Below are 24,064 nucleotides of genomic sequence, written 5' to 3'. Positions count from 1 at the left end.
GGTTGGGCTGAACCGCTCAGCCTCTCCTGCAGCTGCGAGCCCCGCGATCACGGGGCCAGGCAGCTTCCGCTGGCGCTGGTGAGATCAGGCCGGCCTTCCGCAGCCATTTGGCGGCGTCGGCGGCATCGGTTGCGTGGACAATGACCGTCAGGGTCATGCTGTCGCGGCTGGCGCGGGCCTTGACCCCGGTGTCCGCGTCCATGCCCATCTCGATGTCCTCGAGGTTGATGCAGCGGGCCAGCGGGTTGCTGGGGATGTTGATCTCAAATGTCGCGGTATGCATCGGGCGTCTCTCCGAGCTTCGGGGGCGATCCATTCGACCCCTTTCACCACCCCGACCCCGCGTTGCGGGGGCATGGCGCCGGCTGGTGTCGACCACCTCCGCGCCTTACGAATAGTCTAGCAAAAACAAGGCGCTAACGCAAGCCGATTGCGATGTTTTATCCATTATTTTCAGTCTTTTAGATGATTTCTTAACCCCTTAACACTGCCGCCGAAACGCCCACGGATGGCCACCCCATTCGCCAGCGGACACCCGTTCCCCCCTCTGCTCTGAAGCAAAGCGCGCCGTTCGCGACCATGCGCCGACGGTAATGCAAAACCCATCGGTGGCGCTGTGGCGCTGTCTTTTCCCAAGTCTTCCTTCCCAAGCCCCTGTTTCTTCTTCACGGGAGTAGAATTGGGATTTGGGGGAAGGAAGGTCCGCGGGGGGTGCCCCCCACCGGAGGCTTTCCGGCCGGTCGATCCGGCCGGGGAAGCCTTCTCTTGCCCGCGCAGTCTCAGGGCGATCCGGTGCGGACATGGGAAAACCCGGCGGCTGGAACCGCCGGGCCTCCCGCTCAGGTCGGGATGTCGTCTTCGTCGATGAAACGGCCTTCGTCCTCGTCTTCGGTCTCGGACTGCGGCGCCCGGCTCAGGAAATCCACCGTCTCGGCGACGATCTCGCAGCCGTAGCGGTCGTTGCCGTCCGCATCCTGCCATTTCGTGTAGTGGATGCGGCCGCGCACCAGAACCTTCGTGCCGGAGTCGCAATATTGCCGGATGGTCCGGCCCAGGCCGTTGAAGGCGACGACGCGGTGCCATTCCGCGTCCTCGACCCGATAGCCCTTCTCGTCGCGCACAACCCGGCCTTCCGAATAGCGCGGGCGCGCGGTGACCAGCTTGAAGCGGGTGACATCGGTGCCGGTGCGGGTGGTGCGGGTTTCGGGGGCCTGACGGATGGTGCCGGCGAGGATGACGATGTTCTGCATTGTGTGTCTCCGTTGCTTCAGCTGCTTCGCGGGCCGCGTCGAAGTGCGCAATGATATCCGGCTCGCTGGCCCCGGTGATCGCGCCGCCGTTAAGACCGAGCGCGGCGAACGCCATATAGGTCTTGTGCTCGAGCACCATCTGTCCGGGCAGGATGCCGTCGATCTCGTGCTTGTGCGGGTTGACGGCCACCTTCCATTCGTCGGTTTCGCCGCGCCAGACCCCCGGCAGCAGGTCGATCCGCTTCGCGCCTGCGGCCACCGCCCAGCTGACCACTGTGGCGAAAAGCGCGCTCACCCTCGGTCCCTGCGCCGCGCTCATGACCACCCGCAGCGATGGGGTGGTGCTGGGGTTCACGGATCACGACAATCCGCTGACCTTCGCCGGCGTCCAATTCGAGCCAGAAAGCGGCTTTGCGGCCTCCGAAATTCGCGTCGGGTCAGAGTTAAACGTCGATTCCCAGGATGCGGAGGGTGTTCTTTCCTCCGACCGCATCACCGAAGCCGATATCGTCGGCGGGCATTATGACAATGCCGCGGTTGAGGTCTGGCGTGTGAATTGGGCCGCTGTAAGCCAGCGGATTCTCATGCGGCGCGGGTCAATCGGGGAGGTTCGTCGGGGAAAGATCGCTTTCACTGCTGAAATGCGCTCGCTGGCGCATCTTCTCGATCAGGCCACCGGCCGGACTTATCAATATTCCTGCGATGCGGCGCTTGGGGACGGCAGGTGCAAGGTCAATCTCGCCGGCGCGTCCTTCAATGGCACGGGGGCGGTGACCAGCCTGATCCGAGACCGTTCGTTCCGAACTTCGGGGCTTGTCTCATTTCCGGCTGGCTGGTTCGACCACGGAATCCTGTCCTGGACAAGCGGGCCGAACGCGGGCCGCGAGGCCGAGGTGGTGCTGCATGGTAAAAGCGGCAGCGTGGTAAGTTTGTCCTTGCTGGAGGCGCCCGTTGTCGAAATTGCGGCGGGACACGAGTTCACCATCGTAGCGGGGTGCGACAAGCGGCATTCCACCTGTTTCGCCAAATTCTCGAACATCGCGAATTTCCGGGGCTTCCCGCACATCCCCGGTCAGGATGCCGTGGTGCGCTATGCGAAAAAGAGCGGCCTGAACGATGGGCAGCCGCTATGACCGCCGATCCTGCAATCGTCATCGCGGCAGCGAGGGAATGGCTCGGAACGCCCTATCACGATCAGGCCAGCACTATCGGCGCTGGCTGCGATTGCCTCGGGCTCGCGCGGGGCGTCTGGCGGCAGATCGTCGGCCGCGAGCCGACCGAGATTCCTCCCTATGGGCGCGGCTGGGGCGAGGTCGGCCAACGCGAGGTGCTGGCGGAGGGCGCGCGGCTGTGGATGGTCGAAATCGATCCGCTTGAGGCCGGCCCGGGCGCCGCCGTCCTGTTCCGCATGCGCGAGAACGGCATCGCGAAGCATGTCGGCATCCTCACGGGGCCGAACAGCTTCATCGCGGTCGGCGCATGCTGCCGCGCTGGTGGTGGACGGTGGCCCGCAAAGCCGGTCGACCGGTCGGGCGCTGATCGCGCGGATCGATGCCGGGTGCGGTGGTCCATGACCGCCCCGGCGCTTCTGGCGCAGCCGGTGGCGCGGCTGTCGGATGATGGCCGCACGGTCCTGCTGTCGCGCGGCGGCTGGTCCGGCTCCTTCCCACTGTCCCGCCTGCCCTCCCAGATCGCCTTCTATCGTGGCCTGCGAGACCGGAAAGGCGGCAAGTATGCCGCCTTCTACCAGCCCACGCTCGCCGCCCTCGAGGCGCTATCCGACGAGATCAGGCAGCATTCAGATGATAGGGCCGGACAAGGCAATCGGCCGGAAGGCCCCATTCGGTGCTGATCTTGTGGATCATGGCCACGGTGAGCGCGCGCTTGCGGTTCATGACCTCGGACGCGCGCGGCGTCGATCCGAGCAGCCGGCCGAGATCGGCCTGGGTGCGCCCGGTCGCTTCCATGTGCGCCTTCAGCAGGTCGACGGGATCGGCTTCGGGGATGGGATGGTGCCGGTCCTCATAGGCTTCGATCAGGTCGGCCAGAACGTCGAAGCGGTCTGCTTCGGGGGTTCCGGGTTCGGGCTGGTTGTCGAAATACGGGGCGATCTCGGCCAGCGCCCATTGATAGTCCGCTTCGGTGCGGATCGGTCGAACGTCCATCAGATCGTCTCCGGGTTGATCTTGTCATATTCCTTGTGGGTGCCGACGAATTTGATCAGCCCCCGCCGGTAGGGATAGGCGAAATGCACGATCAGGCGGTATTTGTTGCCGCCGATGTCGAAGATCACGCGGTTGTCCCCCACGAAATCGACGGTCGTTCCGAACATCGCCTTCACATCGGCCGGCCCGGTGAAGGTCGCTTTTGAAACGGCGGCATACCAGTTCACCAAGGGCGTTTCTGCTCGGGGCTCTCGCTCCCAGAAGGCGCGAAGCGTTGCCTTGGCGATGATCTGCATGGTCACTCCTTTATTCCCGTATTGGGAATATCGCACAAGCCCCGACGCAAGGCAAGCGGATATTCCCATTTTGGGAATGATTTTGGCGCAAGGCGGTTCCGGCGAGCGGCGGTGATAGGTGGTCGAAACGGCCGGCTTTCACCGCCTATGGGCGCCTAAAGGCCAGCGCATCCAGTCGTGCATACGGCTGGACATGGCAAACCTTCGATTTCTTTCCGTCTGTTCGGGCATTGAGGCCGCATCGCTCGCTTGGGAGCCGCTGGGGTTCCATGCTGTCGGCTATTCCGAGATCGAGCCCTTTCCCTGTCACGTCCTGCATCACCGCTTCGGCGCGGGGCGACCCATGTTCATGCCCTCGCCCGACGAAGCGGGGCTATCGGTGAAGGACCGCAAGCCCCGTGCCTCCGCAATCCGTGCCGTCGCCAATATCCCCGAGGTCAGCCGCGTTCCGAACTTCGGGGACATGACCCAATTTGAGAAATGGCCTGACATTCGACCGGACATCCTAGTCGGCGGGACGCCATGTTTCCCGGCCGGAACCATGATCGCCACAGAGCGCGGATTCGTTCCTATCGAGGACATCCGCCTTGGCGACATGGTGCTGACCCATCAGGGCCGCTTTCGGCCCGTACTGCGCACCGGCAGCAAGATCGCGCCGACTGTCGTCGTCAAGGGTCAGGGCCATCCCGGCATGGTGACCACGGCGAACCATCCTTTCTATGCCCGGCGGCGGGAGGGGCGGCATCAGTTCGCGGCCCCGGAATGGGTGCGGGCGGAATCGCTCGCGCATCACCATTGGGCCTGCGTTTCCCGCTGGCCGGCGCTGCTGATCCCGGATGTTGAGGTTCGCGGTCGCGAGAAGCCCGTGGACCTTGAGGATGCAGATCTTCTGATGTTGGCCGGTGCCTATCTTGGCGACGGCTGGATTCGGATCAACGAGCGGCGTGGCTCCGTCCTGCTGGGGCTGAATCCGCAGAAGTTCATCCAGCTTCGACCTGTTCTCGACCTGCTGCGAACCTACACGGTTTCGCCCATGCGCACCTCGGTTCGGGTGCAGATTTCCAGTCGGCCCCTCGCCAGGTGGATGGCCGAACATTTCGGCCACGGTGCCGCTGATAAGCGCGTTCCCATGTGGGCGCTCGGCATGCCGCGCCCTCTGCGGGATGCCCTGGTGCGCGGCTATCAGATCACGGACGGCGGCCCCTCTGCATGCGTTGGAATCCGCGCTACCACCGTGTCGAGACAGCTTGCGCTCACCATGCGGGCGCTCGCGGTTTCGACCGGGCATGCCTCGTCGGTATCCTTCTCGGCTCGACCCGAAACTGCGGTGATCGAGGGGCGGACAATCCGCCAGCGAGGCACCTTCACTGTCTCTTTCAGCCAATCGGAACGCACCTCGTTCGAGGATGGCGGATTCCGCTGGCAGCTTGTCCGCAGCGTTGCGCCTACCGGCCGCGAGGAGCGGGTTTTCGATCTCGAAGTGGCCGAGGATCATTCGTATGTCGCAGATGGAATTTGCGTTCACAACTGCCAGGACTATTCCGTCGCCGGACTTCGCCTCGGCATGGCTGGCAGCAGAGGGCAACTCACCCTCACATATGTTGAAATTGCTGCACGATATCGGCCCCGCTGGCTGGTTTGGGAGAACGTCCCCGGCGTTCTCAGCAGCAACGGCGGACGAGACTTTGCGCGATTTCTGGGCGAGATCAGCGGCCAGCAGATCGACGTCCCCGAGGGAGGATGGAAGAACGCCGGCATCGTCTCCGGCATCCCCGACGCCTATGGCCTCGCCTACCGGGTGCTTGACGCTCAGTTTGTGCGAACACGCGGACACCCTCGGGCGGTCCCCCAGCGACGGCGACGTGTGTTCGTTGTCGGATATCTTGGAGACTGGCGACGTGCCGTCGCAGTATTATTTGACCGCGAAAGCCTGCTCGGGAATTCTCCGCCGCGCCGGCAATCGGGGCAAAGACCTGCCCCCACCCTTGCGTCTCGCCCTTCAGGCGGTGGCGGACTCGGGACGGACTTCGACCTCAACGGCGGACTGATCTCGATGGCCCACGGCCAAGGCGGTGCCGAGATCGGCATCGACCATGGCCCGACCCTCACCTGCAACCACGAGGCCCCCATCGTCGCGCATTCCCTGCGCGCCGAGGGCTTCGACGCATCCGAGGATGGCACCGGGCGCGGGACGCCCATCGTGCCGGTGGCGATGCTGCTGACGGCTGGCATGGCGAAGTCGGCCAGCCGCATGCCGCATGAGCAGGGCGCGCTAGTGCCCGTGCAGCAGCCGTTCGTGCTCATGGAGCGCGGGCGCGATGGCCAGCAGAACCTCGAGTATCGGCAGGACGGTTCCGCGAACGCGATTCTCACCCCCAACGGCGGGCGCAGCGGCATGGGCGTCGGCGCGGTGGCGCATCCCATCGCCTTCGACTGCCTCGCCGGGGGCGAGACGGGCCTGTCCATCGGTGACGTGCCTGGCGCGCTCCATGGCGGCGGCAAGAGCGGGGGCCGCGCCGCCATCGCCTTCTCGGCCAAGGATTGCGGCGCGGACGCGCAGGACGATGTGACGCCCATGCTCCGCGCCATGGGCCATGCCGATTCCCATGCGAATGCCGGCGGGCAACTGGCGGTGGCCCTGCCTTGGGCAGCCCGTCGATTGACACCCGCCGAGTGCGAGCGCCTGCAGGGCATGCCGGACGAGCATACGATGATCCCGTGGCGCGGCCGGAACGGCGCGCCTGACGGGCCGCGCTATAAGGCGTTGGGCAACAGCATGGCCCGGAACGCCATGGAGTGGCTCGGGGAGCCCGGGCGCAGCGCGGCCTGGCCGAAGTTGAAGCCCAGTTCCTTCAGGATCTTGCCGTTGACGACGATCTGCGTCTCGGTGGCCGGGGTGTGGCCCAGATGTTCGTGACCGAAGACCGGATCCATCATCGCCTCGACGATGGCGACCAGCACGGGCATGTATTCCGGCCGGCAGCCCGACATGACGCCGTTTACGGCCACGCTCCAGACGGTCGCTTCGCGGCTGGCGGGCAAAGCCTTGCCCAGCACCTCGTCGCGATCGCGCGGCGTGTGGCGCAGGAACGCCTCGACCTTCTCGATCGTGGGCGGGACGACGGGCATGCCTTCGCTCCAGCCGTTTTCGAGGAAATGCTCCTGCACCTCGTCGAATGCGCCCGAAAAGACGATGTCGGTCTTGTCAGGTTCGGCGACATAGCCTTCTTCCGGCGGTTGCACGGTCAGGCCATGGACGACCTGCTGAAGCATCGGCCCTGCGACCGTCTTCTCAAGTTGCTCGTCGGGGACGAAGTTGACGTGACCCGGATGGATGGTATGAGGCAGATTGGGCATTCCAAGCCCCTTGGCAGTCATCTTGCCCTGGTTCACGAAACCGGAGCAGAGCATGGTGACTGTCGGATATCCCAGTTCTTCAACCAGGGCGCTGGCACGCGTCACGGCGGCCGTACAGGAGCCTCAGCATCCGACGCCGACGATCACCGCGTCGACGTTGAAATCTTTCAGTTTCTGGGGCAGGGCTTCAAGAACCTCGTGCTCGTTGGCGCCGTGGATCTCCCCGAACTCGCGCCAGCTGACGAACTTGATGCCGGGATAGAGCTTCGTCATCTCCCGTTCCCAGATGTCGAACATGATGTCGCCCTTGAACACCCAGTCCCAGAGCTGGGCGACGGTCTTGCCCTCGAGGGTGTCGAGCCTCTTGGCAAGCCTGTGCCCCTGATGCATCTGGCGCCCGCTTGGCCAGACGACGTCATAGGTTTCCGTCATGGATCCTCCTTTCTCGTGCATTTTCGGCAAGGCCATGGCTTGGACCCAACCTTTTGCGGCCCGCAGGCGGCAGGCCGAATCCTCCATGCCGTCCATCCTGCCCGCAAAGTCGTCATCCGCGAAGCAGGTATCACGAAACGAGACCCTGCCATCATGCGCGCTTCTGCGAAAATCGCGGTAACAGCCCAACGGCAGCACGGCTTTCGGCGCGAGTCGGTGCCGTCCCCCGCTGACGGGCATCAATGAACGGCGGCCTTCCGGGGCCGAGGCAATAACGGAAGTCGAAGCATGTTCCTGATTGCTACCGCGGGTCACATAGATCACGGCAAGACCGCACTGATCCGTGCCCTGACCGGAACCGAGACGGACCGCCTGCCGCAGGAAAAGGCGCGCGGCATCTCGATCGACCTGGGCTTTGCCTATTGGACCGACGTGGCAGGGACCGTCGGCTTCGTCGATGTGCCCGGGCATGAGCGTTTCATCCCGACCATGCTGTCCGGTGCCGGCGCGGCCGATTTCGCCCTGTTGATCGTTGCCGCTGATGACGGCATCATGCCGCAAACGCTGGAACATCTCGACATCCTGGACTTGCTGGGCATCCGGCAGGGTGTCGTCGCGCTGACGAAATCCGATCTCGCGAATCCCGAACGGATCGCCTTGCTGGACCGCGAAATCACCCGGACTCTTGCCGGCACCGCGCTGGCGGGCAGCCCGATCCTGCCGGTCAGCGCCGCCACGGGGGCTGGTATCGACGCGCTCGCCCGGCTGTTGCGCCAGGCCGCCACGCGACCCAGGCCCGATCGGGAAGCCGGGCTCGGCTTTCGTCTGGCCATCGACAAGGCCTTCACAGTGCCGGGGGCGGGCACGGTCGTGTCGGGGGCGATCAGGGACGGCGCCGTTGCCGTCGGAGACGAGCTGACCCTCGCTCCCTCGGGTGAAACGGTGCGGGTGCGCGGCTTGCAAGCCGCTGGGCGCCAGGTCCCGCGTGCCGTCGCGGGCGACCGATGCGCCATCAACCTGCGTGGGGTGGCGCTCGACCAAGTGCGCCGCGGCGACTGGCTGTTGGCGCCGGGCCATCTTTGTGCCTCGCATCGACTGACGGTGGATCTACGGATTTCGGACGCGGTCGCAAACGGCATCCGCCACAACAGCCAGATGCATTTGCATATCGGCACGACCGACATGCCCTGTCGCGTCCTGCTGCATGGCCGTTCGACGCTGCCCGTCGGGGAAAGCGGCGTCGCCCATCTGGTCACGGCCCGGCCGGTCTGCGCCGTCGCGGGCGACGCTTTCGTGCTGCGCGATGCCGCCGCCCGGCAAACGCTGGCCGGCGGGCGGGTCGTCGATCCGCTGGCGCCCCATCGCCGGCGCCGCGACGACGACCCCGAGCCGCTCTGGGCTGCCCTGCGCCGGCCCGATCCCGGCGCCGGCTTTCGCGACTTTTTGGCCCGGCCCGGCACCGAGGTCGATGCGGGTGCCTTTGCCTGGCGCCGCAATCTCGCCCAGCCACGGATCGAGACGCTGCTGTCCGACGCCCACGTGGTCCGCTGCGGTCCCGGCGGCCGCCTGGCGCTATCGGTCCGAACCGCCGAGCAGGCCGAGGCGGCGATGATCGCCGGCCTCGACAGCTTCCATGCCGCCCAGCCCGCGCTTGCCGGGCGGCCGGTCGCTGCGGTGCTGGCCGACCTGCCCTTTCGCCTGTCGCGCGAGGTGCGCCGCACCATCCTGCAACGGCTGCGGGAGCAGGGCAGACTGGCGGTGCGCGGCAATTTCGTGCATCGGCCCGACCATGCGCCGCCGGTTCCGCCCGGATCGGAGGCGCAATGGCAGCGCATCCTGGCCGCGGCAGCGGTCCTTGGGCGTTCGTCCTTCGGGTTGCGGGAACTGGCCGATGCCAGCCGCATCCCGGAAGCCACCATCGCCGAGCAGTTGTTCGAGCATCGCGGCCGCATGGAGATCTGGCGCATCTCGGCCACGCGCCACATGCTCGACAGCGCGCTTCGCGAGATCGCGGCCAACGCCAGCGCGTTGAGCGGTCAATCGAAGGCGGGGTTCGACGTGGCAAGGCTGCGCGACCGCACCGGTCTGGGCCGCAACCTGCTGATCGAGGTGCTGGAATTCTTCGACCGCACCGGCATCGCTCTACGCCGGGGCGACAGGCGCCGCATCGTCGCCGATCTGGACGCCGCCTTCCAGCGCGCCGCGCTGGCCGAGGCGGGGCTGCCGCGCAAGCTGTTTTTCGAGCGGCCGCGCAGCCGCCGCAAGCGACCCGGGGGTCACGCCTCGCGCTGAAGCGCCGCGGCCTGCGCGCGCAGCGCATCGACCAGCACCATGGCCACGGGCGACAGCATCGCCCCTTCCCGCAGCATCAGGCAGACCTGGCGCTCCATCCCGGTAAAGCCGGCATCCAGCTCGACCAGCGCGCCGGATTCCAGCTCGACCTCCATCTGCCTGGCCGAGGCCAGCGCCAGCGCGTCGCTGCTGGCCAGCAACTGCCGTACCACCGCCAAATCGGCGGATTCGATGCTGGCCTGCGGCGGCGCGATCCCCGCCTTCAGGAATTGCGCATCGAACAGCGCCCGGCTGGGCGAACTGTGCCAGGGCAGGATCCATTGCCTGCGGGCAAGTTCGGCAAGGCTGATCGGCTTTCCGGCCAGCGGATGCCCCCGCCTTGCCAGCACGGTCAGCCGGTCGGCGAACAGCGGCTCGATCACCAGCCCGGTGAAATCCGTCTCCTTGCGTGGCACGCCCAGGCTGGCGTCGATCTCGCCCGAGCGCAGCCCGTCGATGAGCTGATGGAAGGGACTGTCGATGGTGGTCACGCGGATGCCCGGATGGCGCGAGATCGCATCGGCGATCGCCATCGGAAAGACCCGCGTGCGCCCCAACGGCAGGGTGCCGATCACCACCGTTCCGGCGTAATCGCCCGAGACCGTGGTGACATCCAGCGCCATGTGGCGCAATTCCGCGAAGACGCGCTTTGCCCGGATCGCCACGCGGTTGGCCGTCTCGGTCGGAATGACGCCTTGCAGGCCGCGATGAAACAGGGTCGCCCCCAATGCCGCCTCGATCCGGCCCAGCGACATGCTGGCCCCCGACTGGGTGATGCGCAGCCGTTCGGCCGCCGCAGAAATCTTGCGCGTTTCGACAAGATGGATCAGCAGCATCAGCTTGCGGTTGTTGAACAGCAGATGCTCGATCGCGCTGGGTGAGGCGGCGGATTTGCGTGGCTTCATGCGCGCCAGATCGGCGGCGGCCTCGGCCAGTTCCGCCCGGATACGCCGCGCGCGGGCCAGCACCAGCTGACCATAGTCGTTCAACTGGATGCCTCTTGCCCCGCGATCGAACAAGAACATGCCGATGCTCTTTTCCAGTTCCGCCACCGCACGCGAGACGGCCGAAGGCGCCTTGTTGAGGATTCGCGTCGCCCGCGCGATGCTCTCCTCCTCGGCAACGCTGAGGAAGATGCGGATCGTATGCAGCTGGGCCCCGTCGGTTTCGGCGGTGTCGATATCGTCTCTCATCTGCCCCCCTCCCTAGTGATGATAACACAAGTCGACAGCGCCATAACCAATTTGGCAGCCCACTTTCGGCCGAATGGGTATAGGCAAAACCGGCAAACGGCCAGCCCAGAGGAGAACAAGAATGCGTGGAACCGAGGCTGTCGCATACCAGCTGCATAACGATATCGCCGTGCTGACCCTCAATCGGCCTGAGAGCCGCAATGCCATCGACGACGCGATGCGCGAGGCCCTGCTCGAACGGCTGGACGCGCTGGAGGCTGATGAGAATGTGCGCGCCGTGGTCGTGACCGGCGCCGGAAAATGCTTTTGCGCGGGCGGCGACATCGCCGCCATGCGGGCCCGGCTGGATGCGCCGGCGGGGCAGATCGCCTTCAACGGCTTCCGCCGCCAGATCCGCACCCACAAGGCAATCTCGCGCATTCACGGATTCCACAAGCCGGTAATCGCTGCCGTGAACGGACCGGCGGTCGGCCTGGGCGCCGATCTGGCGCTGGCCTGCGACTTCGTGCTGGCCTCGGACAGCGCCTTTTTCGCCATCAGCTACATGCTGCGCGGCCTTATCCCGGATGGCGGCAGCCTCTATCTGCTGCCCCGGCGCGTCGGTCTGGCCCGCGCCAAGGACCTGATCTATTCCGGCCGCCGCGTCGCCACCGAAGAGGCGCTACGCATCGGTCTTGCGGATCGCTCGGCCGCGCCCGAGGCGCTGATGGAGACCGCCCTTGACTGGGCGCATGAGCTCAGCCGGGGCTCGCTGACCGCGATGGCGCTTGGCAAGACCATCCTCAACGAAAGCTACGAGACCGGGCTGGAAGAGATCTTCGAACTTGGTGGGCGTAGTCAGGCGATCTGTTACAGCTCTGCCGAGCATCGCACCGCCGTCGAAGCCTTCCTGGCCAAGGACTGAGCCCATGACCAAGCCGACGGCAATGCCTGTCCGGACAGGGCTGCAGGATCGCGCCTTTGTCATCACCATCGACAATCCGCCGGTGAACGTGCTGGGTCAGGCGGTCCGCGCCGCGCTGCTCGACGCCTGCGACCGCGCCGCCGGGGCGCTCGGGCGCGGCGAGGCCGACCGCGTGATCGTGACCGGCGCCGGCCGCGCCTTTGTCGCCGGCGCCGATACCCGCGAATTCGACAGGCCGGCGCTGGATCCGCAACTGCCGGATGTGCTGGCGCGGCTTTCGGCCCTGCCGGCCGTCGCCGCGATCAACGGTGCGGCGCTTGGCGGCGGGTTCGAGATCGCGCTGGCGTGCCGCGCCCGCATTGCCACGCCCCAAGCCCTGATCGGCCTGCCCGAGGTGACGCTGGGCGTGGTGCCTGGCGCGGGCGGCACCCAGCGCCTGCCGCGACTGATCGGCGTCGAGGCCGCGCTGCCGCTGATCTCGACCGGGCGGCTGGTCAAGGGCACCGAAGCCGCCCGGCTGGGGCTGGTCGATGCCGTCTTCGACGATCCCCTGGCCGCCGCGCTGGCGCTGGACGCGGCGCTGCTGGCGCGGCCGGCGCTGGACGACCTGCCCTGCCCTGCCCCCGCGCCGGATGCCGGCGAGACCGCCCGGCGTCACGCGCGCAAGCGCTTGCGGGCCCAGGTCGCGCCGCTGAAGGCGATCGAGCTGGTCGAAACCGCTGCCCGCCTGCCGCTGGCGGAAGGCCTGGCGCAAGAGCGCGCCGCTTTCCTGGAGCTACGGGCCTCGCCGCAGGCTCGCGCGCTGCGGCACGTCTTCTTTGCCGAACGCAGCGCCGCTGCGGCGCCCGCCGTCGCCCGGCTGACCCCCGCGCCGCTGAAGACCGCGCTGGTCGCGGGCGGCGGCACAATGGGGGCGGCGATCGCCTATGCCCTGCAGGGCGCCGGGCTGGAAATCGCGCTGCTCGAGCATGACGAGGCCGCGAGCGATCGCGCGAAAGCGAACCTGCGCAAGCTCTTCGACGAGGCGGTCGGCCGCGGCAAGATGGCCGGGGATGAGGCAGAGCAGCGGCTCGCGCGCCTCCGCTTCCTTCATGGCGGTGAAGCCCTGCCCCCGGTCGATCTGGCCATCGAGGCGATCTACGAGGATCTCGATGCCAAGCGGGCGCTTTTCGCCCGGCTGGCCCGCGATCTGCCGCCGGAAACGCTGCTGGCCACGAATACGTCCTACCTGGACGTGAACGCGATCTTTGCCGGCTTGGCGCACCCCGAGCGCTGCCTGGGGCTGCATTTCTTTGCACCCGCCCATCTGATGCGGCTGGTCGAGGTGATCCGGGCCGCAGAAACCTCGGCCCAGAGCCTGGCTACCGCCTTCGCGCTGACCAAGCGGCTGGGCAAGATCGCCGTCGAGGCCGGAGTCTGCGACGGCTTCATCGGCAATCGCATTCTGATGCGCTATCGCCAGGAAGCCGACGGCGCGCTTCTGCGCGGCGCCCAACCGGCCGATGTGGACGCGGCCATGGCTGATTACGGCATGGCGATGGGCCCCTATGCCGCGCAGGATCTGTCGGGGCTCGACATCGCCCATGCCAACCGTCAGCGCAAGCGCCGCGCCGGCCTGCCGCTTTCGCCGCGCGAAACCGGCTTGCCCGACCGCATGGTCGAAGAGCTGGGACGGCTGGGGCGCAAGAACGGCCGCGGATGGTTCGCTTACGTGGACGGCGCCCCCAGCCCCTCGCCCGAGGTTGCAACCCTGATCGCGCAGGTCGCGCAGGAAAGCGGCATCGCGCCCGTACAGCAGGGGCCGCAAGGGATCGCGCGTCGGCTGGTGCTGGCGATGATCGCCGAAGGCTGCGACATTGTCCGCGAGGGTATCGCGCGCCGTCCGGCCGATATCGACCTGGTGCTGGTGCATGGCTACGGCTTCCCGCGCTGGCGCGGCGGCCCGATGCTGCAAGCGGACGAATGGGGCTTGCCGCAGGTGCTCGACGAAATCCGCGACCTGGCGCTGGCCGACCCCGCTTGCTGGAGCATTCCGCCGCTGCTGGAACAGCTGGTCGCGGAGGGCCGCAGCCTGGCCGAGCTGAACGGGACCGGGCGCTGATGCGGCCGGCTTTCCTCTATGTCGGCAGCCGGCGCAAGGGGCCTTCCTCGTGGTCACCGCCCCCCGCCGGCGAATTCGGCATCGGGATCCACCGTTTCGACTGCGAGACCGGCGCTGTCACCGCGGTCGGCCGTGTCGCCCCCGAACTGTCGGTCGGCTATCTGCTGCATGACGCTAGGCGCGGCGTGCTCTACGCGCTGCATGAGGCAATGACCCTGCCCGACCGAAAGCGTGGCGGCGGCGGCATGATCGCCGCCTTTCGCATCGATCCCGAGACCGGCGCGCTGACCGAGATCTCGCGCAGCCCCAGCTTCGGAACGCTGCCCTGTCACGCCACGCTGGACGCAGAGGGCCGGCACCTGCTGGTGGTGCATCACACCGGCCATACCCCGGTCACCCGCACCCGCAACACCGCGCAGGGCTATGAAATCGTCCTGGAATACGATGAAGCCGCGACGGTGATGTTTCCCCTGGACGATGCCGGGCGCATCCAGCCGCCTTGCCATGTTCGCCCCCACGACGGTCGGGGCGCCCTGCCGGACCAGACCCATTCGCAGTTGCATTGCATCCGCCAGCTTCCCGGCACGGAGCTCTTTGCCATTTGCGACAAGGGCGGCGACCAGGTCGCGCTGCTGCGGCAGGCGGGGGAAACGCTGCGCCCTGTCCGGGACATCCCCGCCCCGCCGGGCAGTTCGCCGCGCAGCTGCCTGACCCATCCCCGCCTGCCGGTGCTCTACGCCAATTTCGAGACCGCCCCCCTGCTGCACGCCTATCGCTGGAGCGCGGATGGAAAGATGCAGCGGATCGCCGCCATCGCCCCCTGGGCGCCGTCCGCGGGACCGCAGTCCGCGCTCATGCCCTCGGACATGGCGATCAGCGCCGACGGCAGCCGGCTCTACCTGCTGCTGCGCGGCCCCGAGGCCCTGACCACCTGCCTTCTGCATCCCGATGGCCGCCCCGAGCCGATCGACACCCGGCCCTTGCATGTCGATAACCCGCGCGCCATCGCGCTTTCGCCCGACGGAGCGCATCTTCTGGTCGCCGCCGTGGTCAGCCAGGAGGTCGCGGTCTGGCCGCTGAACAAGGACGGGCTGCCTATCGGCGAAGGGCGTCGCCAACCCTGCGCCCATGCCGGCTGCATGACCTTTGCGTAATCCCGAAAGGACGGACCATGGAAGATAGCGGACCGATCGTCACCCGGCACCGACACGAAAGCCGGCGCCGGCTGCTGACCGTCCAGCAGGTCCGGCGCCTGACCCCGTCCATGATCCGCATGGTCCTGGGCGGCGAGGCGCTGCACGACTTTGTCAGCCTGGCACCGGACGATCACGTCAAGCTGTTCCTTTCCTGCCATGGCGTGCCGGTGTCGCGCGACTACACGCCGCGCCATTTCGACCCCAAGACCCGGACGCTGACACTGGATTTCGCCATCCACGCTGCCGGACCGGCCACGGATTGGGCCTTGGCGGCGCAGCCCGGCGACAGCCTGGAAATCGGCGGGCCACGCGGCTCGGCGGTCGTGACGCCGCTGTTCGACTGGTGGCTCTTGATCGGAGACGAGACCGCCCTGCCTGCAATCGGTCGCCGGGTTGAGGAATTGCCGGCGGGAACGCCGGTCATCACGCTGGCCAGGGTTCCGTCCGCCGAGGATAAGCAAGCCTTCGACACGCAGGCTTGGCATCGCGCGCATTGGCTTTACCGTCCGCTTTCGGAGGCGGCGAATCCCTCCCATCTGCTCGAGGCGGCGCGCAAGCTGGACCTACCTCCAGGCAAGGGCTTCGTCTGGATCGCCGCCGAAGCCGGGGTCGCGCGCGCGTTGCGCGATCACTTTCTGAAGGAACGGCAGCACCCGCAGACCTGGCTCAAGTCGTCGAGCTATTGGCAGAGTGGGTTAAAGGGCACGCCGGATTAGACTGCCTTGTTCCCAGGGTCGGCGCCAAAAGGACGGGCAGCCTTGCCAATCGCCTCGATCAGGGTGCGTGCTGCCGGCGAAAGCATCGCTCCCTCGCGACGCAGCATCACGACCTCTCGCTCGATCCTGTCGGCCTGCACGTCCAGGCAGACCATGGTCCCCGAGCCGATCTCGGCCGCGACCAGTTGATGGGAGGTAAAGGCCAACATGCCGTTTTCGGCCAGCAACCGGCGGATCAGGGCCAGATCGGCGGTCTGAACGGCAGGTTGCGGGGGCTGCAGGCTAAGCCTGAGGAACTGGCGTTCGAACAGGCCACGGCTGACCGAATGAGCGGCCGGCAGGATCCAGGGCTCATCCGCGATCTCGGCCAAGAGCAACCCGGCCCGCGAAGCCAGCCTGTGATCGGCCGCCGCTACCACGATCAACCGGTCGGCGAAAAGCGGTTCGGCCACCAGCCCCTTGGCATCGAAATCCCTGCCGGGCACCGTCAGCACAATGTCGATCTCGCCCGCGCGGAGCCGCGAGATCAGCGTCTCGCCCGGCGCTTCGATGGCATCCACCTGCACGCCAGGATGCCGGGCGACGCAATCGCCGATGCCGCGCGGCAGAATCTCGGTCCTTGCCAGCGGCAGCGCCCCGATAACCGCCGTCCCGACCGGCTCTCCGGCAAAGGACGCCAGGTCGGACAAGGCATGGCGCAACTCGGCCCGCATTCGGCGTGCGCGCAGGATCAACCGCGCCGCCGCGTCCGTCGGGGTCATGCCCTGAATACTGCGGTGGAACAGCCGAACCCCCAGCATTTCCTCAATCCGTCCAAGCGACATGCTGACCCCCGACTGGCTGATGCCCTGCGTCAGCGCCGCCCCCGAGACCGATCGGGCATCCGACAAATGAATCAGCAAAAGCAGCTTGCGCCCGCTGCGCAGCATGTGTCGCAAGGCCCCGGCATGGACCCGGCCGCTGCGGCCATTCATCCGGCCGATATCGGCCTGGGCAGCAGCAATTTCCGCCTCGATCCGAGCCAGGCGCGCAAGAAGCACGCGGCCATAGCCGTTGAGCACGAAACCAGAGCCACCGCGCTCGAACAGCGGCAGACCCAGGATCTGCTCGATCTCGGCCACTCCCCGCGTCACGGCCGAGGCGGATTTGAACAGCGCTTCGGCTGCGCCCGTCACGCTGCGGCGTTCGGCAACGGCGGAAACCATGAGCAACGCACCAAGATGGGCGAAAAGCCGGTCGGCGGTATCGCTGGCGAAGGTCCCAGGAGTATCAAGGACGGGTTGCGGCATCCTCACCCGCCACGCCTCAGGGCAGCGATGGCCCGGCTGGCGTCAGCACCCGCTTGCGACAGCCCCCCGGGAAAACCGCTGCGCACCGCGCCGACGGCCCAGAGCCCGGGCAGGCCGGTCGCACCATCGGCATCCACCAGCAGCCCGCCCTGCCCATCGCGTGCAACCAAGGCCGGCAAAAGCCCGCTGTCCGGCACCGAACCGATAAAGACGAAAACGCCTTTGCAGCAAAGTTCTCGGACTCCCTCACCCCCTTCCAGCCGCGCACCGGTCACCTGAAGCCCGTTACCGAGGATCGCCGTGACCCTCGTGCCGGCCAAGATGCGGGTCCGACCGCCGGCCAGCGCCTTTTCGACCAGGTCAGGCCTGGCCTTCGGCGCCCCTCCGCGCATCACGATGGTGACGGCACGGGCGAAGCGCGCCAGAATAGCCGCTTCCTGAAAGGCCGCATCGCCCGAGCCGACCACGATGCATTCATGCCCAGCGACGCGGGGGCCGTCGCAATCAGCGCAATGCGAGACGCCCTTGCCCTCATGCTCGCGCTCGCCCGGAATGCCCAGCTTGCGTGGTTTGGCGCCGGTCGCCATGACCACATGCCGGGCCGCATAAACGCCATGTGGTGAGATGACGTCCCAGCCGCCGCCCGGCCGTGGCAGAAGCCCGGTCGCCGCGTCGAAAAACGGCTTCGCGCCCAGGTCCATGTTCTGCATGGCGATCACGGCGCCAAGGTCCGGCCCGGAAGATGTGAAGGATTCCGGCGAGGGGTCGAGCCCCAGCACGGTCATCACCACCCCGCCCGCCATCTCGCGCTCGAAGGTCGCCACGCTGAGCCCCTGCTCGCAGGCCAACCGAGCGGCGCATAGCCCCGCATATCCCTGTCCGATCACGATCACGTCAAAGGAATCCATCACGCTTTCCTTGCTGGAACAGGAATTCCCGCCGCGGTGCGCGGCGGGATGGTCGGCCGACGATCCAGCCGGATCAGGCAGAGGCGGCAAGTGCCGCTTCGCGCTTCTGCGCGGCGGCAAGCTGCGCCGCCCGCAGGTCCTGCGCCTTGGCGATCGCCTGGTTCTTGGCCGTATCGAGCAGCTTGTCGAGCGGCAGGCTGGCCTCCAGCTGCAGCTTTTCCGCCGCGCCGCGATCGATGCGGGCACGGACGGTGCCGGTGGGATCCGCGGTCTCGACCCAGACTTGCCAGAAGACAGGGCCGACCCAGCCGGTGACCGAGCCCGCCGGCTTGCCGACATGGACGATGATCTCCTCGCGCGCCAGATCCTTCACCTGCCCCTGTTCGGCCAGGATTTGGCCCGCGAAGCGGTCTTGCCTTTTCAATTGCGTGATATCTTCGGATGTGTAGCTCATGTCTCTCTCCCTGGCTGCTGATGGACGCCGCACCCGGTGTCGGCGCGATGGGACACGATAGGCAGAAGGACCGGTTCACGCCTACCTGGTATCACAAATTTTCAATCGGATCGCACAGAAGCGCTAAGGATACCGTTCGCAAAGACAATAATATAAACTACTGTTATAACTTTAACTTTCCTGAATATCCCTGCGACAATCCGCCTCTTCGTCCGCAGCGCCGCGAAGCAGAGCACCCGGCCTACGCCAATTCGAATCGGCTTCCATCACAATATCGCAACGAATTTCACAGCGCGACGCTTGTGATCGACTGCTGCGGCCCTATCCTCGGGCATGTCGGCGGAGAGAGGTTGTTCACCCGCTTTGACGAACCGACCCAGTCAGGCATGCCCCGCCAAGGGGCGGATGGATCTGTCGGCGGCTTGCCCGCCTGCTCCGTCGCGCCTGTCGCCGAAGCCCATCGAACCTAGGGAGAGAGATATGGACCTTAACAGATACGAAGTGGTCTGGCCGCGCAGCCGGCAATTCCAGGACGGCACCCGCCTTGCCCGCCGCCTTGAGACGCTCGAAGGCAAGACCATTGCCCAGCTTTGGGACTGGATCTTCAAGGGCGACAAGATGTTCGAAGTCTGGGAGCGCGAGTTGAAGAAGCGCTACCCCGGCATCAACTTCGTTTCCTGGCGCGAATTCGGAGAGATCCACGGCCATAACGAGCGCAAGGTTCTGGAGGAACTGCCTGAGAAATTCGCCAGGTTCGGCGTCGATGCCGCGCTGGTCGGGGTCGGCTGCTGCGGTTCCTGCACGGCGGGCGTGACCCGCGCAGCGATTCATGTCGAGAAGATGGGGATTCCTACGGTCTCGATGATCTGCTCCGGCTTCGAGATGCAGGGCAAGATGACGGCCAAGGGCCTGCAGATGCCGAACCTGCCCTATACCGTTCACCCCGGCCATGTGAACTTCGTCACCGACGAGGAACTGGACCGCAACGCCGCCACCGTCATGCTCGACCAGGTCATCCGCGGCTTGACCGTGCAGCCGCCCGAAGAGGCGCTGGACGCCGAATACAGCCAGCGCGAGATCGTCTTTACCGGCAATTACAACCAGGTGCAGCAGCATTTCCTGAAGAACGAATGGTCGGAAGGACTGCCGGTGGTGCCTCCGACGCTGGAGGCCGTGGGCGAGTTCCTGAAGTTCACCGACCGCGATCCCGCGGAAGTGCTGGGCCACGTCCTACCCGACAACCGCGAGGCGACCGTCCCCGGCTTGCCGGCATGGAACCCGACGCCGACGCCGACGAGAATCTCTTCACGGCATTCCGGGCCAAGGGCGAGAAGCATCGCAACGCCGTGTTGGCGCTCATCGTCGCCCGTACCCTGAAATACGGCTGTTCAGTCTATGGCCGAAGCGAGCGGTTTCCGATTTTCGATGAGATCGAGGCCGAGGTGAAAGCCAATATCCGGCACGTCTAGCCATTCGCAAGACCGGTCCCGAGCGCGTCCTGCTCTCGACCGATTTCGGCCAGGTGAACAGCGATCCCTTCCCCGAGGGCTCGGTTCGCTACGCGATGGAGCTGGGCGCAAGGCTGGACGGGGTGGTGTCGCGGACCGATTTCCCGGCGATGTTTTCGGACAATGGCAGGCGAGCTCTGGCAGGCCGCTGAAATAGGTGCAATATCCGAGATCGGGAAAGGCGCTATCTGTGCTCAACCGCCACACCTTCAGCCTGGGCAGCCTGGATAAGAGCCGCATCCAGGCTGGTCAGGGAAGAGCCCTGACGCAACGCCAGTTCCAGATAGAGCGCATCATAGACCGTCAGGCCATGGCGGCGGGCCAGATCCATCACCACCGAATGCGCCGGCCTGGTATCCAGCCGCACCCCAAAGGCATCCACCGCCTCGATGATCTGCTCGGCGGCGCCTGCCGGCAGCCGCCCTCGTCGCTCGTTGACGACCAAGATATTACGCAGCTCGGCCCACAGCAACCAGGGAGCGCCGATTTCCTCGTGTCTCTCGGCCAGAGAAGCCAGGTCCACGCCAGACTCATCCGGCATGACCCACGCAATCAACGCCGAAGCATCGATGACCAGCATCAGCGGCGGCCTTCGTCACGCGCCGAAAGAATATCGTCGATTCCAAGCCGCACATCTCTTGTCGCGAGCCTGTTGCGCAATTCAACCATACGAAGCAAGGCGGCGGCACGGTCATTGCTTGCTGGAGGCACCAAGCGAGCGACGGGCTGGCCGCGCCGGGTAATCGTCACCGTCTCGCCTGCCTTTGCGGCGGCAAGAAGTTCCGACAGATGCGTTTTGGCCTCGAAGGCACCGATCTCGCGCATGCGAATCTCCATCAACTGGTTTGAAATCTAGTCTGATTGCAGACCTTTTTCAAGCATCCCAGCCAGCATAGAGTCAGAATCCTAAAAGCTGTGTCAGCAACAAAGGTGAACCGCGCCGGGTTTGCCGGAGGCTCCGACTCCTGAGTAGGATGGAGCATCATGAGCTAGACGACGAACAAGTTTTCCCCTGAAGTGCGCGAGCAGGCCGTGCGGCTGGTTCTCGACAACGAGGCCCAACATCCTTCGCGCTGGCAGGCGGTGATGTCGATCGCGGCGAAGATCGGCTGCCCGCCGCAGACGCTGAATGACTGGGTGAAGAAGGCCGAGGTCGACAGCGGCCGACGCGCGGGCATCCCGACCGAGATGGCCGAGAGGATGAAGGCGCTGGAACGCGAGAACCGCGAGCTGCGCCAGGCGAACGAGATCCTGCGCAAGGCATCAGCGTATTTTGCGATGGCGAAGCTCGACCGCCGGTCGAAGTGATGGTGGGTTTCATTGAGGCGCATCGTGATGCGCACGGGGTCGAGCCGATCTGCACGGAGCTGCCGATCGCCCATTCCACCTACTACGATCACCTGGCAAAGCGGGCTGATCCGGCGCGGTTGTCGGACCGTGCCCGTCGTGATGCCGCCCTGCGGCCCGAGATCCAACGTATGTTCGAAGAGAACTGGCGGGTCGATGGCGTCCACAAGGCCTAGCGGCAGCTCGTCCGGGAAGGCTTCGAGATCGCGCGTTGCACGGTGACAAGGCTGATGAAAGACATGGGCATCCAAGGCATCATCCGCGGCAAGCCGCACAGGACGACGTTCCCAGACAAGAAGGCCCCATGCCCGCTGGACAAGGTGAACCGCGAGTTTCGCGTGCCGGCGCCCAACATGCTCTAGGTCAGCGATTTCACCTACGTCGCGACCTGGAAGGGGTTCGTCTATGTCGCCTTCGTCATCGATGCCCAAGGGCCCTATCTGATCGCTACGGAACATCGTCGGTAATGGCCGTCATTCGGCAAACGCGTGACCGGTTCGCGGAGGCGCAGCCTTAGGCGTCAACGTCCATCCCATGGGAACAGGCTGATCAGGGCGGCGCCAGAAACAGGTCATCCACCTGCAGCAGGCCCTGCCGTACACGGTCGATCAGCGCCTGGGCCAGTTGCGATGTCGGCTCCCATGACGAGGTGTAAAGCCACATCATCATGCGCGGCGCCGGCTGGATCGGCACGAAGGCGATGCCACCGCTATCCCAGCTCATTCGCGCCATGGCGGGCACGATGGCAAATCCGAAGCCCTGACTGACCAGCACGCAGGCCGTGTCGGCCATCTGCACCTCGGCGCGGGTTTCGACCTGCACCCCTGCATGGCTCAGCGCCTCCACGATCACGCGATGGGACTGGTCGTCGCGCCCCAGCGCGATTATCGCCTCGCCCTCCAGCTGGGCCAGGTCGATGCTGGTCAGCCCCGCCAACCGGTGGTTTGCCGGCAAGGCACAGACCATCTTCATCTGGACGAAGGGCCGGCAATGGATCCCTGGCGCCTGCGAGGGCACCAGCGAGATACCGAAATCCGCCGCCCGGGCCAGCATGGATTGGGAAATATCGGGCGAGTTCTGCGTCAGGATCGTCATCCGCACTTCGGGCCGGCGGGCCAGGAACGGCGCCAGAAGCTGCGGCAGAACCCGCATCCCCAGGGCCGGAAAGGCCGCCACCGAGATCTCGCCGCGCTCGGTGTTGCGGATGGCGCGGGCCGCGTTCTCGATCCGCTCGACGCCGGTCATGAACTTCTCGGTCTCGGAGAACAGGCGCCGCGCCTCGGGCGTCGGCACCAGGCGGCCCTGTCCGCGGTTGAACAGGTTGAAGCCGCAGGACGATTCGAACTGCTGGATCAGCTTGCTGACCGCCGGCTGGCTGACGAACAGCATCTCGGCCGCCTTGGTGACCGAGCCGCCCTTCATCACCGCATTGAAGGCCTCGATCTGCCGGATATTGGGGCGTGCCATGCAGACTCCATAATGAAACGGAATGACTCTCCGAACTAAACTCAATTGTCAGGCTTCTGAAAAGCGCCAATCCTTGAGCCAAGAAAAACACCAACAGGGATTGCCAGATGAAACGCTCCAGTTATGCCCTTGCCTCCACCCTGCTTTGCGCCCTGCCACTTGCCGGCCCGGCGCTGGCCCAGCAGAAGACGCTGACCGTTGGCGGCTATGGCGGCTCTTTCGAGACGCTGATGAAAGAGCTGCTGATCCCCGAATTCGAAAAGACCCATGACGTGAAGATCGCCTTCGTGCCCGGCAACTCGACCGAGAACCTGGCGCGGCTGCAGGCCCAGAAGGGCGCCCAGGAACTGGACGTGGTGCTGCTGGACGATGGCCCGATGTACCAGACCGACGCGCTGGGATTCTGCGCGCCGCTGGCCGATACGCCGATCAAGAAGGATGTCTACGAACTGGCCCGCATCGGCAAGAACGCCATCGGCCTTGGCTTCGTCGCGACCGGCTTCACCTATAACAAGGACTGGTTCAAACGCGAGGGCTGGGAGCCACCGAAAAGCTGGCAGGATCTTAAGGATCCGAAATATGACCAGATCCTGTCGATTCCGTCGATTTCCAACACCTACGGGTTGCACGCCTTGGTGATGCTGGCGCGTGGCGCGGGCGGCGGCGAGAAGGATATCGAACCCGGCTTCGCCGCCATGACCGAGGAGGTGGCGCCGAACGTGCTGGTCTTCGAACCCTCGGCCGGCAAGATGTCGGAACTGTTCCAGTCCGAGGAAATCGCGCTGTCGGTCTGGGGCTCGGGCCGCACCAAGTCGCTGGCGGATACCGGCTTCCCGGCCGGCTTCGCCTATCCCGAGGACGGGGCCGTGGCCCTGCTGCTGGCTGCCTGCCCGGTGGTGGACAGCGACGTCCCCGACGAGGCGCAGGCCTTCATCGACTATCTTCTGGACCCCGAGGTGCAGGTGAAATTCGCCGATGCCATGGGTGCCGGCCCGGTCAACACCAAGTCGGTGCTGCCGCCGGAACTGGCCGAAAGCCTGCCCTATGGCGACAAGATCCAGTCGCTGGTGACGGTGGACTGGGACACGATCAACCAGAATCGCGACGACTGGACCCAGCGTTGGGCGCGCGAGGTCGAGCGCTGACCGCC

Annotated in this window: 22 protein-coding genes, 2 pseudogenes and 1 other annotated feature; of the genes and pseudogenes, 12 read left to right on the top strand and 12 right to left on the bottom strand. The window is 66.0% G+C overall.

What is annotated here, in order from left to right:
* Positions 1-16: 16 nt before the first annotated feature.
* Both LOS78_RS00935 and LOS78_RS00930 read right to left on the bottom strand, forming a co-directional pair.
* The gene (locus LOS78_RS00935) at positions 17-283 is read right to left on the bottom strand and encodes a hypothetical protein (RefSeq protein ID WP_230376477.1); all 267 of its coding nucleotides are present in this window, start codon (positions 281-283) and stop codon (positions 17-19) included.
* 556 nt (positions 284-839) lie between these two features.
* Positions 840-1,250, bottom strand: coding sequence for a single-stranded DNA-binding protein (locus LOS78_RS00930; protein WP_230376476.1), 411 nt, complete (start codon positions 1,248-1,250; stop codon positions 840-842).
* A gap of 266 nt (positions 1,251-1,516) precedes the next feature.
* Here LOS78_RS00930 and LOS78_RS00925 point away from each other — a divergent pair, with 266 nt between their 5' ends.
* Together LOS78_RS00925 and LOS78_RS00920 are read left to right on the top strand one after the other, a co-directional pair.
* Positions 1,517-2,383: a DUF2163 domain-containing protein gene (locus tag LOS78_RS00925; protein ID WP_230376947.1), complete on the top strand. Its 867-nt coding sequence runs from the start codon at positions 1,517-1,519 to the stop codon at positions 2,381-2,383.
* Positions 2,380-2,718: pseudogene (locus tag LOS78_RS00920) on the top strand (peptidase); the annotation flags it as partial. The gene LOS78_RS00925 and the pseudogene LOS78_RS00920, both read left to right, overlap by 4 nt.
* 319 nt (positions 2,719-3,037) lie before the next feature.
* On the opposite strand, the gene LOS78_RS00915 reads toward LOS78_RS00920, so the two are convergent.
* Together LOS78_RS00915 and LOS78_RS00910 are read right to left on the bottom strand one after the other, a co-directional pair.
* Positions 3,038-3,415: a type II toxin-antitoxin system HigA family antitoxin gene (locus LOS78_RS00915; protein ID WP_084637914.1), complete on the bottom strand. Its 378-nt coding sequence runs from the start codon at positions 3,413-3,415 to the stop codon at positions 3,038-3,040.
* Positions 3,415-3,711, bottom strand: a complete 297-nt coding sequence (locus tag LOS78_RS00910; protein WP_230376475.1) for a type II toxin-antitoxin system HigB family toxin — start codon at positions 3,709-3,711, stop codon at positions 3,415-3,417. Before LOS78_RS00910 ends, LOS78_RS00915 begins: the two co-directional genes overlap by 1 nt.
* Positions 3,712-3,904: 193 nt before the next feature.
* Here LOS78_RS00910 and LOS78_RS00905 point away from each other — a divergent pair, with 193 nt between their 5' ends.
* Positions 3,905-6,628, top strand: a complete 2,724-nt coding sequence (locus LOS78_RS00905; RefSeq protein ID WP_230376474.1) for a DNA cytosine methyltransferase — start codon at positions 3,905-3,907, stop codon at positions 6,626-6,628.
* A gap of 563 nt (positions 6,629-7,191) precedes the next feature.
* Here LOS78_RS00905 and LOS78_RS00900 read toward each other — a convergent pair.
* Positions 7,192-7,824 carry a hypothetical protein gene (locus LOS78_RS00900; RefSeq protein WP_230376473.1) on the bottom strand — a complete coding sequence of 211 codons (633 nt, stop codon included), beginning with the start codon at positions 7,822-7,824 and terminating at the stop codon, positions 7,192-7,194.
* Between LOS78_RS00900 and selB the strand changes: the two genes are divergently transcribed.
* Positions 7,789-9,792 (top strand): selenocysteine-specific translation elongation factor, encoded by a 2,004-nt coding sequence (selB, locus tag LOS78_RS00895; protein ID WP_230376472.1) that lies wholly within the window; start codon positions 7,789-7,791, stop codon positions 9,790-9,792. The two genes, LOS78_RS00900 and selB, sit on opposite strands and share 36 nt — an antisense overlap.
* Here selB and LOS78_RS00890 read toward each other — a convergent pair.
* Positions 9,777-11,024: a LysR family transcriptional regulator gene (locus LOS78_RS00890; RefSeq protein WP_230376471.1), complete on the bottom strand. Its 1,248-nt coding sequence runs from the start codon at positions 11,022-11,024 to the stop codon at positions 9,777-9,779. The two genes, selB and LOS78_RS00890, sit on opposite strands and share 16 nt — an antisense overlap.
* A gap of 121 nt (positions 11,025-11,145) precedes the next feature.
* Between LOS78_RS00890 and LOS78_RS00885 the strand changes: the two genes are divergently transcribed.
* From LOS78_RS00885 to LOS78_RS00870, 4 genes are all read left to right on the top strand, one after another.
* On the top strand, positions 11,146-11,928 hold the full coding sequence (locus LOS78_RS00885) for an enoyl-CoA hydratase/isomerase family protein (protein ID WP_230376470.1): 783 nt from the start codon (positions 11,146-11,148) through the stop codon (positions 11,926-11,928).
* Between the two features lie 4 nt (positions 11,929-11,932).
* Positions 11,933-14,029: a 3-hydroxyacyl-CoA dehydrogenase NAD-binding domain-containing protein gene (locus tag LOS78_RS00880; RefSeq protein ID WP_230376469.1), complete on the top strand. Its 2,097-nt coding sequence runs from the start codon at positions 11,933-11,935 to the stop codon at positions 14,027-14,029.
* On the top strand, positions 14,029-15,183 hold the full coding sequence (locus LOS78_RS00875) for a beta-propeller fold lactonase family protein (protein WP_230376468.1): 1,155 nt from the start codon (positions 14,029-14,031) through the stop codon (positions 15,181-15,183). The genes LOS78_RS00880 and LOS78_RS00875 overlap by 1 nt, the downstream gene beginning before the upstream one ends.
* A gap of 110 nt (positions 15,184-15,293) precedes the next feature.
* On the top strand, positions 15,294-15,941 hold the full coding sequence (locus LOS78_RS00870; RefSeq protein ID WP_230376467.1) for a siderophore-interacting protein: 648 nt from the start codon (positions 15,294-15,296) through the stop codon (positions 15,939-15,941).
* On the opposite strand, the gene LOS78_RS00865 is transcribed toward LOS78_RS00870, so the two are convergent.
* The 3 genes from LOS78_RS00865 to LOS78_RS00855 all read right to left on the bottom strand — a co-directional run bounded on the left by LOS78_RS00865 (position 15,938) and on the right by LOS78_RS00855 (position 18,592).
* On the bottom strand, positions 15,938-17,230 hold the full coding sequence (locus LOS78_RS00865; RefSeq protein WP_230376466.1) for a LysR family transcriptional regulator: 1,293 nt from the start codon (positions 17,228-17,230) through the stop codon (positions 15,938-15,940). The genes LOS78_RS00870 and LOS78_RS00865 overlap by 4 nt on opposite strands.
* Before the next feature lie 2 nt (positions 17,231-17,232).
* On the bottom strand, positions 17,233-18,138 hold the full coding sequence (locus LOS78_RS00860) for an NAD(P)/FAD-dependent oxidoreductase (RefSeq protein WP_230376465.1): 906 nt from the start codon (positions 18,136-18,138) through the stop codon (positions 17,233-17,235).
* A 73-nt stretch (positions 18,139-18,211) separates the two neighbouring features.
* Positions 18,212-18,592 (bottom strand): hypothetical protein, encoded by a 381-nt coding sequence (locus LOS78_RS00855; protein ID WP_230376464.1) that lies wholly within the window; start codon positions 18,590-18,592, stop codon positions 18,212-18,214.
* Between the two features lie 480 nt (positions 18,593-19,072).
* Here LOS78_RS00855 and LOS78_RS00850 point away from each other — a divergent pair, with 480 nt between their 5' ends.
* Positions 19,073-19,969, top strand: a complete 897-nt coding sequence (locus LOS78_RS00850; RefSeq protein WP_028714529.1) for a hypothetical protein — start codon at positions 19,073-19,075, stop codon at positions 19,967-19,969.
* Between the two features lie 145 nt (positions 19,970-20,114).
* Complete coding sequence (locus LOS78_RS00845; RefSeq protein WP_156929542.1) at positions 20,115-20,252, top strand: hypothetical protein; 138 nt, start codon at positions 20,115-20,117, stop codon at positions 20,250-20,252.
* 32 nt (positions 20,253-20,284) lie between these two features.
* Here the strand turns inward: LOS78_RS00845 and LOS78_RS00840 are convergent, their stop codons facing one another.
* Both LOS78_RS00840 and LOS78_RS00835 read right to left on the bottom strand, forming a co-directional pair.
* Positions 20,285-20,680 carry a type II toxin-antitoxin system VapC family toxin gene (locus LOS78_RS00840; protein ID WP_230376463.1) on the bottom strand — a complete coding sequence of 132 codons (396 nt, stop codon included), beginning with the start codon at positions 20,678-20,680 and terminating at the stop codon, positions 20,285-20,287.
* The gene (locus LOS78_RS00835) at positions 20,680-20,925 is read right to left on the bottom strand and encodes a type II toxin-antitoxin system Phd/YefM family antitoxin (RefSeq protein ID WP_036714637.1); all 246 of its coding nucleotides are present in this window, start codon (positions 20,923-20,925) and stop codon (positions 20,680-20,682) included. Before LOS78_RS00835 ends, LOS78_RS00840 begins: the two co-directional genes overlap by 1 nt.
* 192 nt (positions 20,926-21,117) lie before the next feature.
* Here LOS78_RS00835 and LOS78_RS00830 point away from each other — a divergent pair.
* Positions 21,118-21,872 (top strand): annotated as a pseudogene (locus tag LOS78_RS00830) (IS3 family transposase); the annotation flags it as partial.
* Positions 21,366-21,482: a sequence feature (AL1L pseudoknot), on the top strand. It overlaps the preceding pseudogene by 117 nt.
* Positions 21,873-21,996: 124 nt before the next feature.
* Here the strand turns inward: LOS78_RS00830 and LOS78_RS00825 are convergent.
* Positions 21,997-22,914 (bottom strand): LysR substrate-binding domain-containing protein, encoded by a 918-nt coding sequence (locus LOS78_RS00825; RefSeq protein WP_051416378.1) that lies wholly within the window; start codon positions 22,912-22,914, stop codon positions 21,997-21,999.
* A 107-nt stretch (positions 22,915-23,021) separates the two neighbouring features.
* Between LOS78_RS00825 and LOS78_RS00820 the strand changes: the two genes are divergently transcribed.
* Positions 23,022-24,059, top strand: a complete 1,038-nt coding sequence (locus tag LOS78_RS00820; RefSeq protein WP_028714532.1) for an ABC transporter substrate-binding protein — start codon at positions 23,022-23,024, stop codon at positions 24,057-24,059.
* Positions 24,060-24,064: the final 5 nt, after the last annotated feature.

Origin of the sequence: Paracoccus sp. MA (genome assembly GCF_020990385.1) — a bacterium.
In the GTDB taxonomy this organism is placed as follows: Bacteria; Pseudomonadota; Alphaproteobacteria; order Rhodobacterales; family Rhodobacteraceae; genus Paracoccus.
This window is presented reverse-complemented; position numbering and strand designations above follow the sequence as displayed.

What these genes read in the sequence shown, in the direction of transcription:
- LOS78_RS00935 (WP_230376477.1), bottom strand. Translation starts at nt 283, where the DNA reads ATGCATACCGCGACATTTGAGATCAACATCCCCAGCAACCCGCTGGCC.
- LOS78_RS00930 (WP_230376476.1), bottom strand. Translation starts at nt 1,250, where the DNA reads ATGCAGAACATCGTCATCCTCGCCGGCACCATCCGTCAGGCCCCCGAA.
- LOS78_RS00915 (WP_084637914.1), bottom strand. Translation starts at nt 3,415, where the DNA reads ATGGACGTTCGACCGATCCGCACCGAAGCGGACTATCAATGGGCGCTG.
- LOS78_RS00910 (WP_230376475.1), bottom strand. Translation starts at nt 3,711, where the DNA reads ATGCAGATCATCGCCAAGGCAACGCTTCGCGCCTTCTGGGAGCGAGAG.
- LOS78_RS00905 (WP_230376474.1), top strand. Translation starts at nt 3,905, where the DNA reads ATGGCAAACCTTCGATTTCTTTCCGTCTGTTCGGGCATTGAGGCCGCA.
- selB (WP_230376472.1), top strand. Translation starts at nt 7,789, where the DNA reads ATGTTCCTGATTGCTACCGCGGGTCACATAGATCACGGCAAGACCGCA.
- LOS78_RS00890 (WP_230376471.1), bottom strand. Translation starts at nt 11,024, where the DNA reads ATGAGAGACGATATCGACACCGCCGAAACCGACGGGGCCCAGCTGCAT.
- LOS78_RS00885 (WP_230376470.1), top strand. Translation starts at nt 11,146, where the DNA reads ATGCGTGGAACCGAGGCTGTCGCATACCAGCTGCATAACGATATCGCC.
- LOS78_RS00880 (WP_230376469.1), top strand. Translation starts at nt 11,933, where the DNA reads ATGACCAAGCCGACGGCAATGCCTGTCCGGACAGGGCTGCAGGATCGC.
- LOS78_RS00875 (WP_230376468.1), top strand. Translation starts at nt 14,029, where the DNA reads ATGCGGCCGGCTTTCCTCTATGTCGGCAGCCGGCGCAAGGGGCCTTCC.
- LOS78_RS00870 (WP_230376467.1), top strand. Translation starts at nt 15,294, where the DNA reads ATGATCCGCATGGTCCTGGGCGGCGAGGCGCTGCACGACTTTGTCAGC.
- LOS78_RS00865 (WP_230376466.1), bottom strand. Translation starts at nt 17,230, where the DNA reads ATGCCGCAACCCGTCCTTGATACTCCTGGGACCTTCGCCAGCGATACC.
- LOS78_RS00860 (WP_230376465.1), bottom strand. Translation starts at nt 18,138, where the DNA reads ATGGATTCCTTTGACGTGATCGTGATCGGACAGGGATATGCGGGGCTA.
- LOS78_RS00855 (WP_230376464.1), bottom strand. Translation starts at nt 18,592, where the DNA reads ATGAGCTACACATCCGAAGATATCACGCAATTGAAAAGGCAAGACCGC.
- LOS78_RS00850 (WP_028714529.1), top strand. Translation starts at nt 19,073, where the DNA reads ATGGACCTTAACAGATACGAAGTGGTCTGGCCGCGCAGCCGGCAATTC.
- LOS78_RS00840 (WP_230376463.1), bottom strand. Translation starts at nt 20,680, where the DNA reads ATGCTGGTCATCGATGCTTCGGCGTTGATTGCGTGGGTCATGCCGGAT.
- LOS78_RS00835 (WP_036714637.1), bottom strand. Translation starts at nt 20,925, where the DNA reads ATGCGCGAGATCGGTGCCTTCGAGGCCAAAACGCATCTGTCGGAACTT.
- LOS78_RS00825 (WP_051416378.1), bottom strand. Translation starts at nt 22,914, where the DNA reads ATGGCACGCCCCAATATCCGGCAGATCGAGGCCTTCAATGCGGTGATG.
- LOS78_RS00820 (WP_028714532.1), top strand. Translation starts at nt 23,022, where the DNA reads ATGAAACGCTCCAGTTATGCCCTTGCCTCCACCCTGCTTTGCGCCCTG.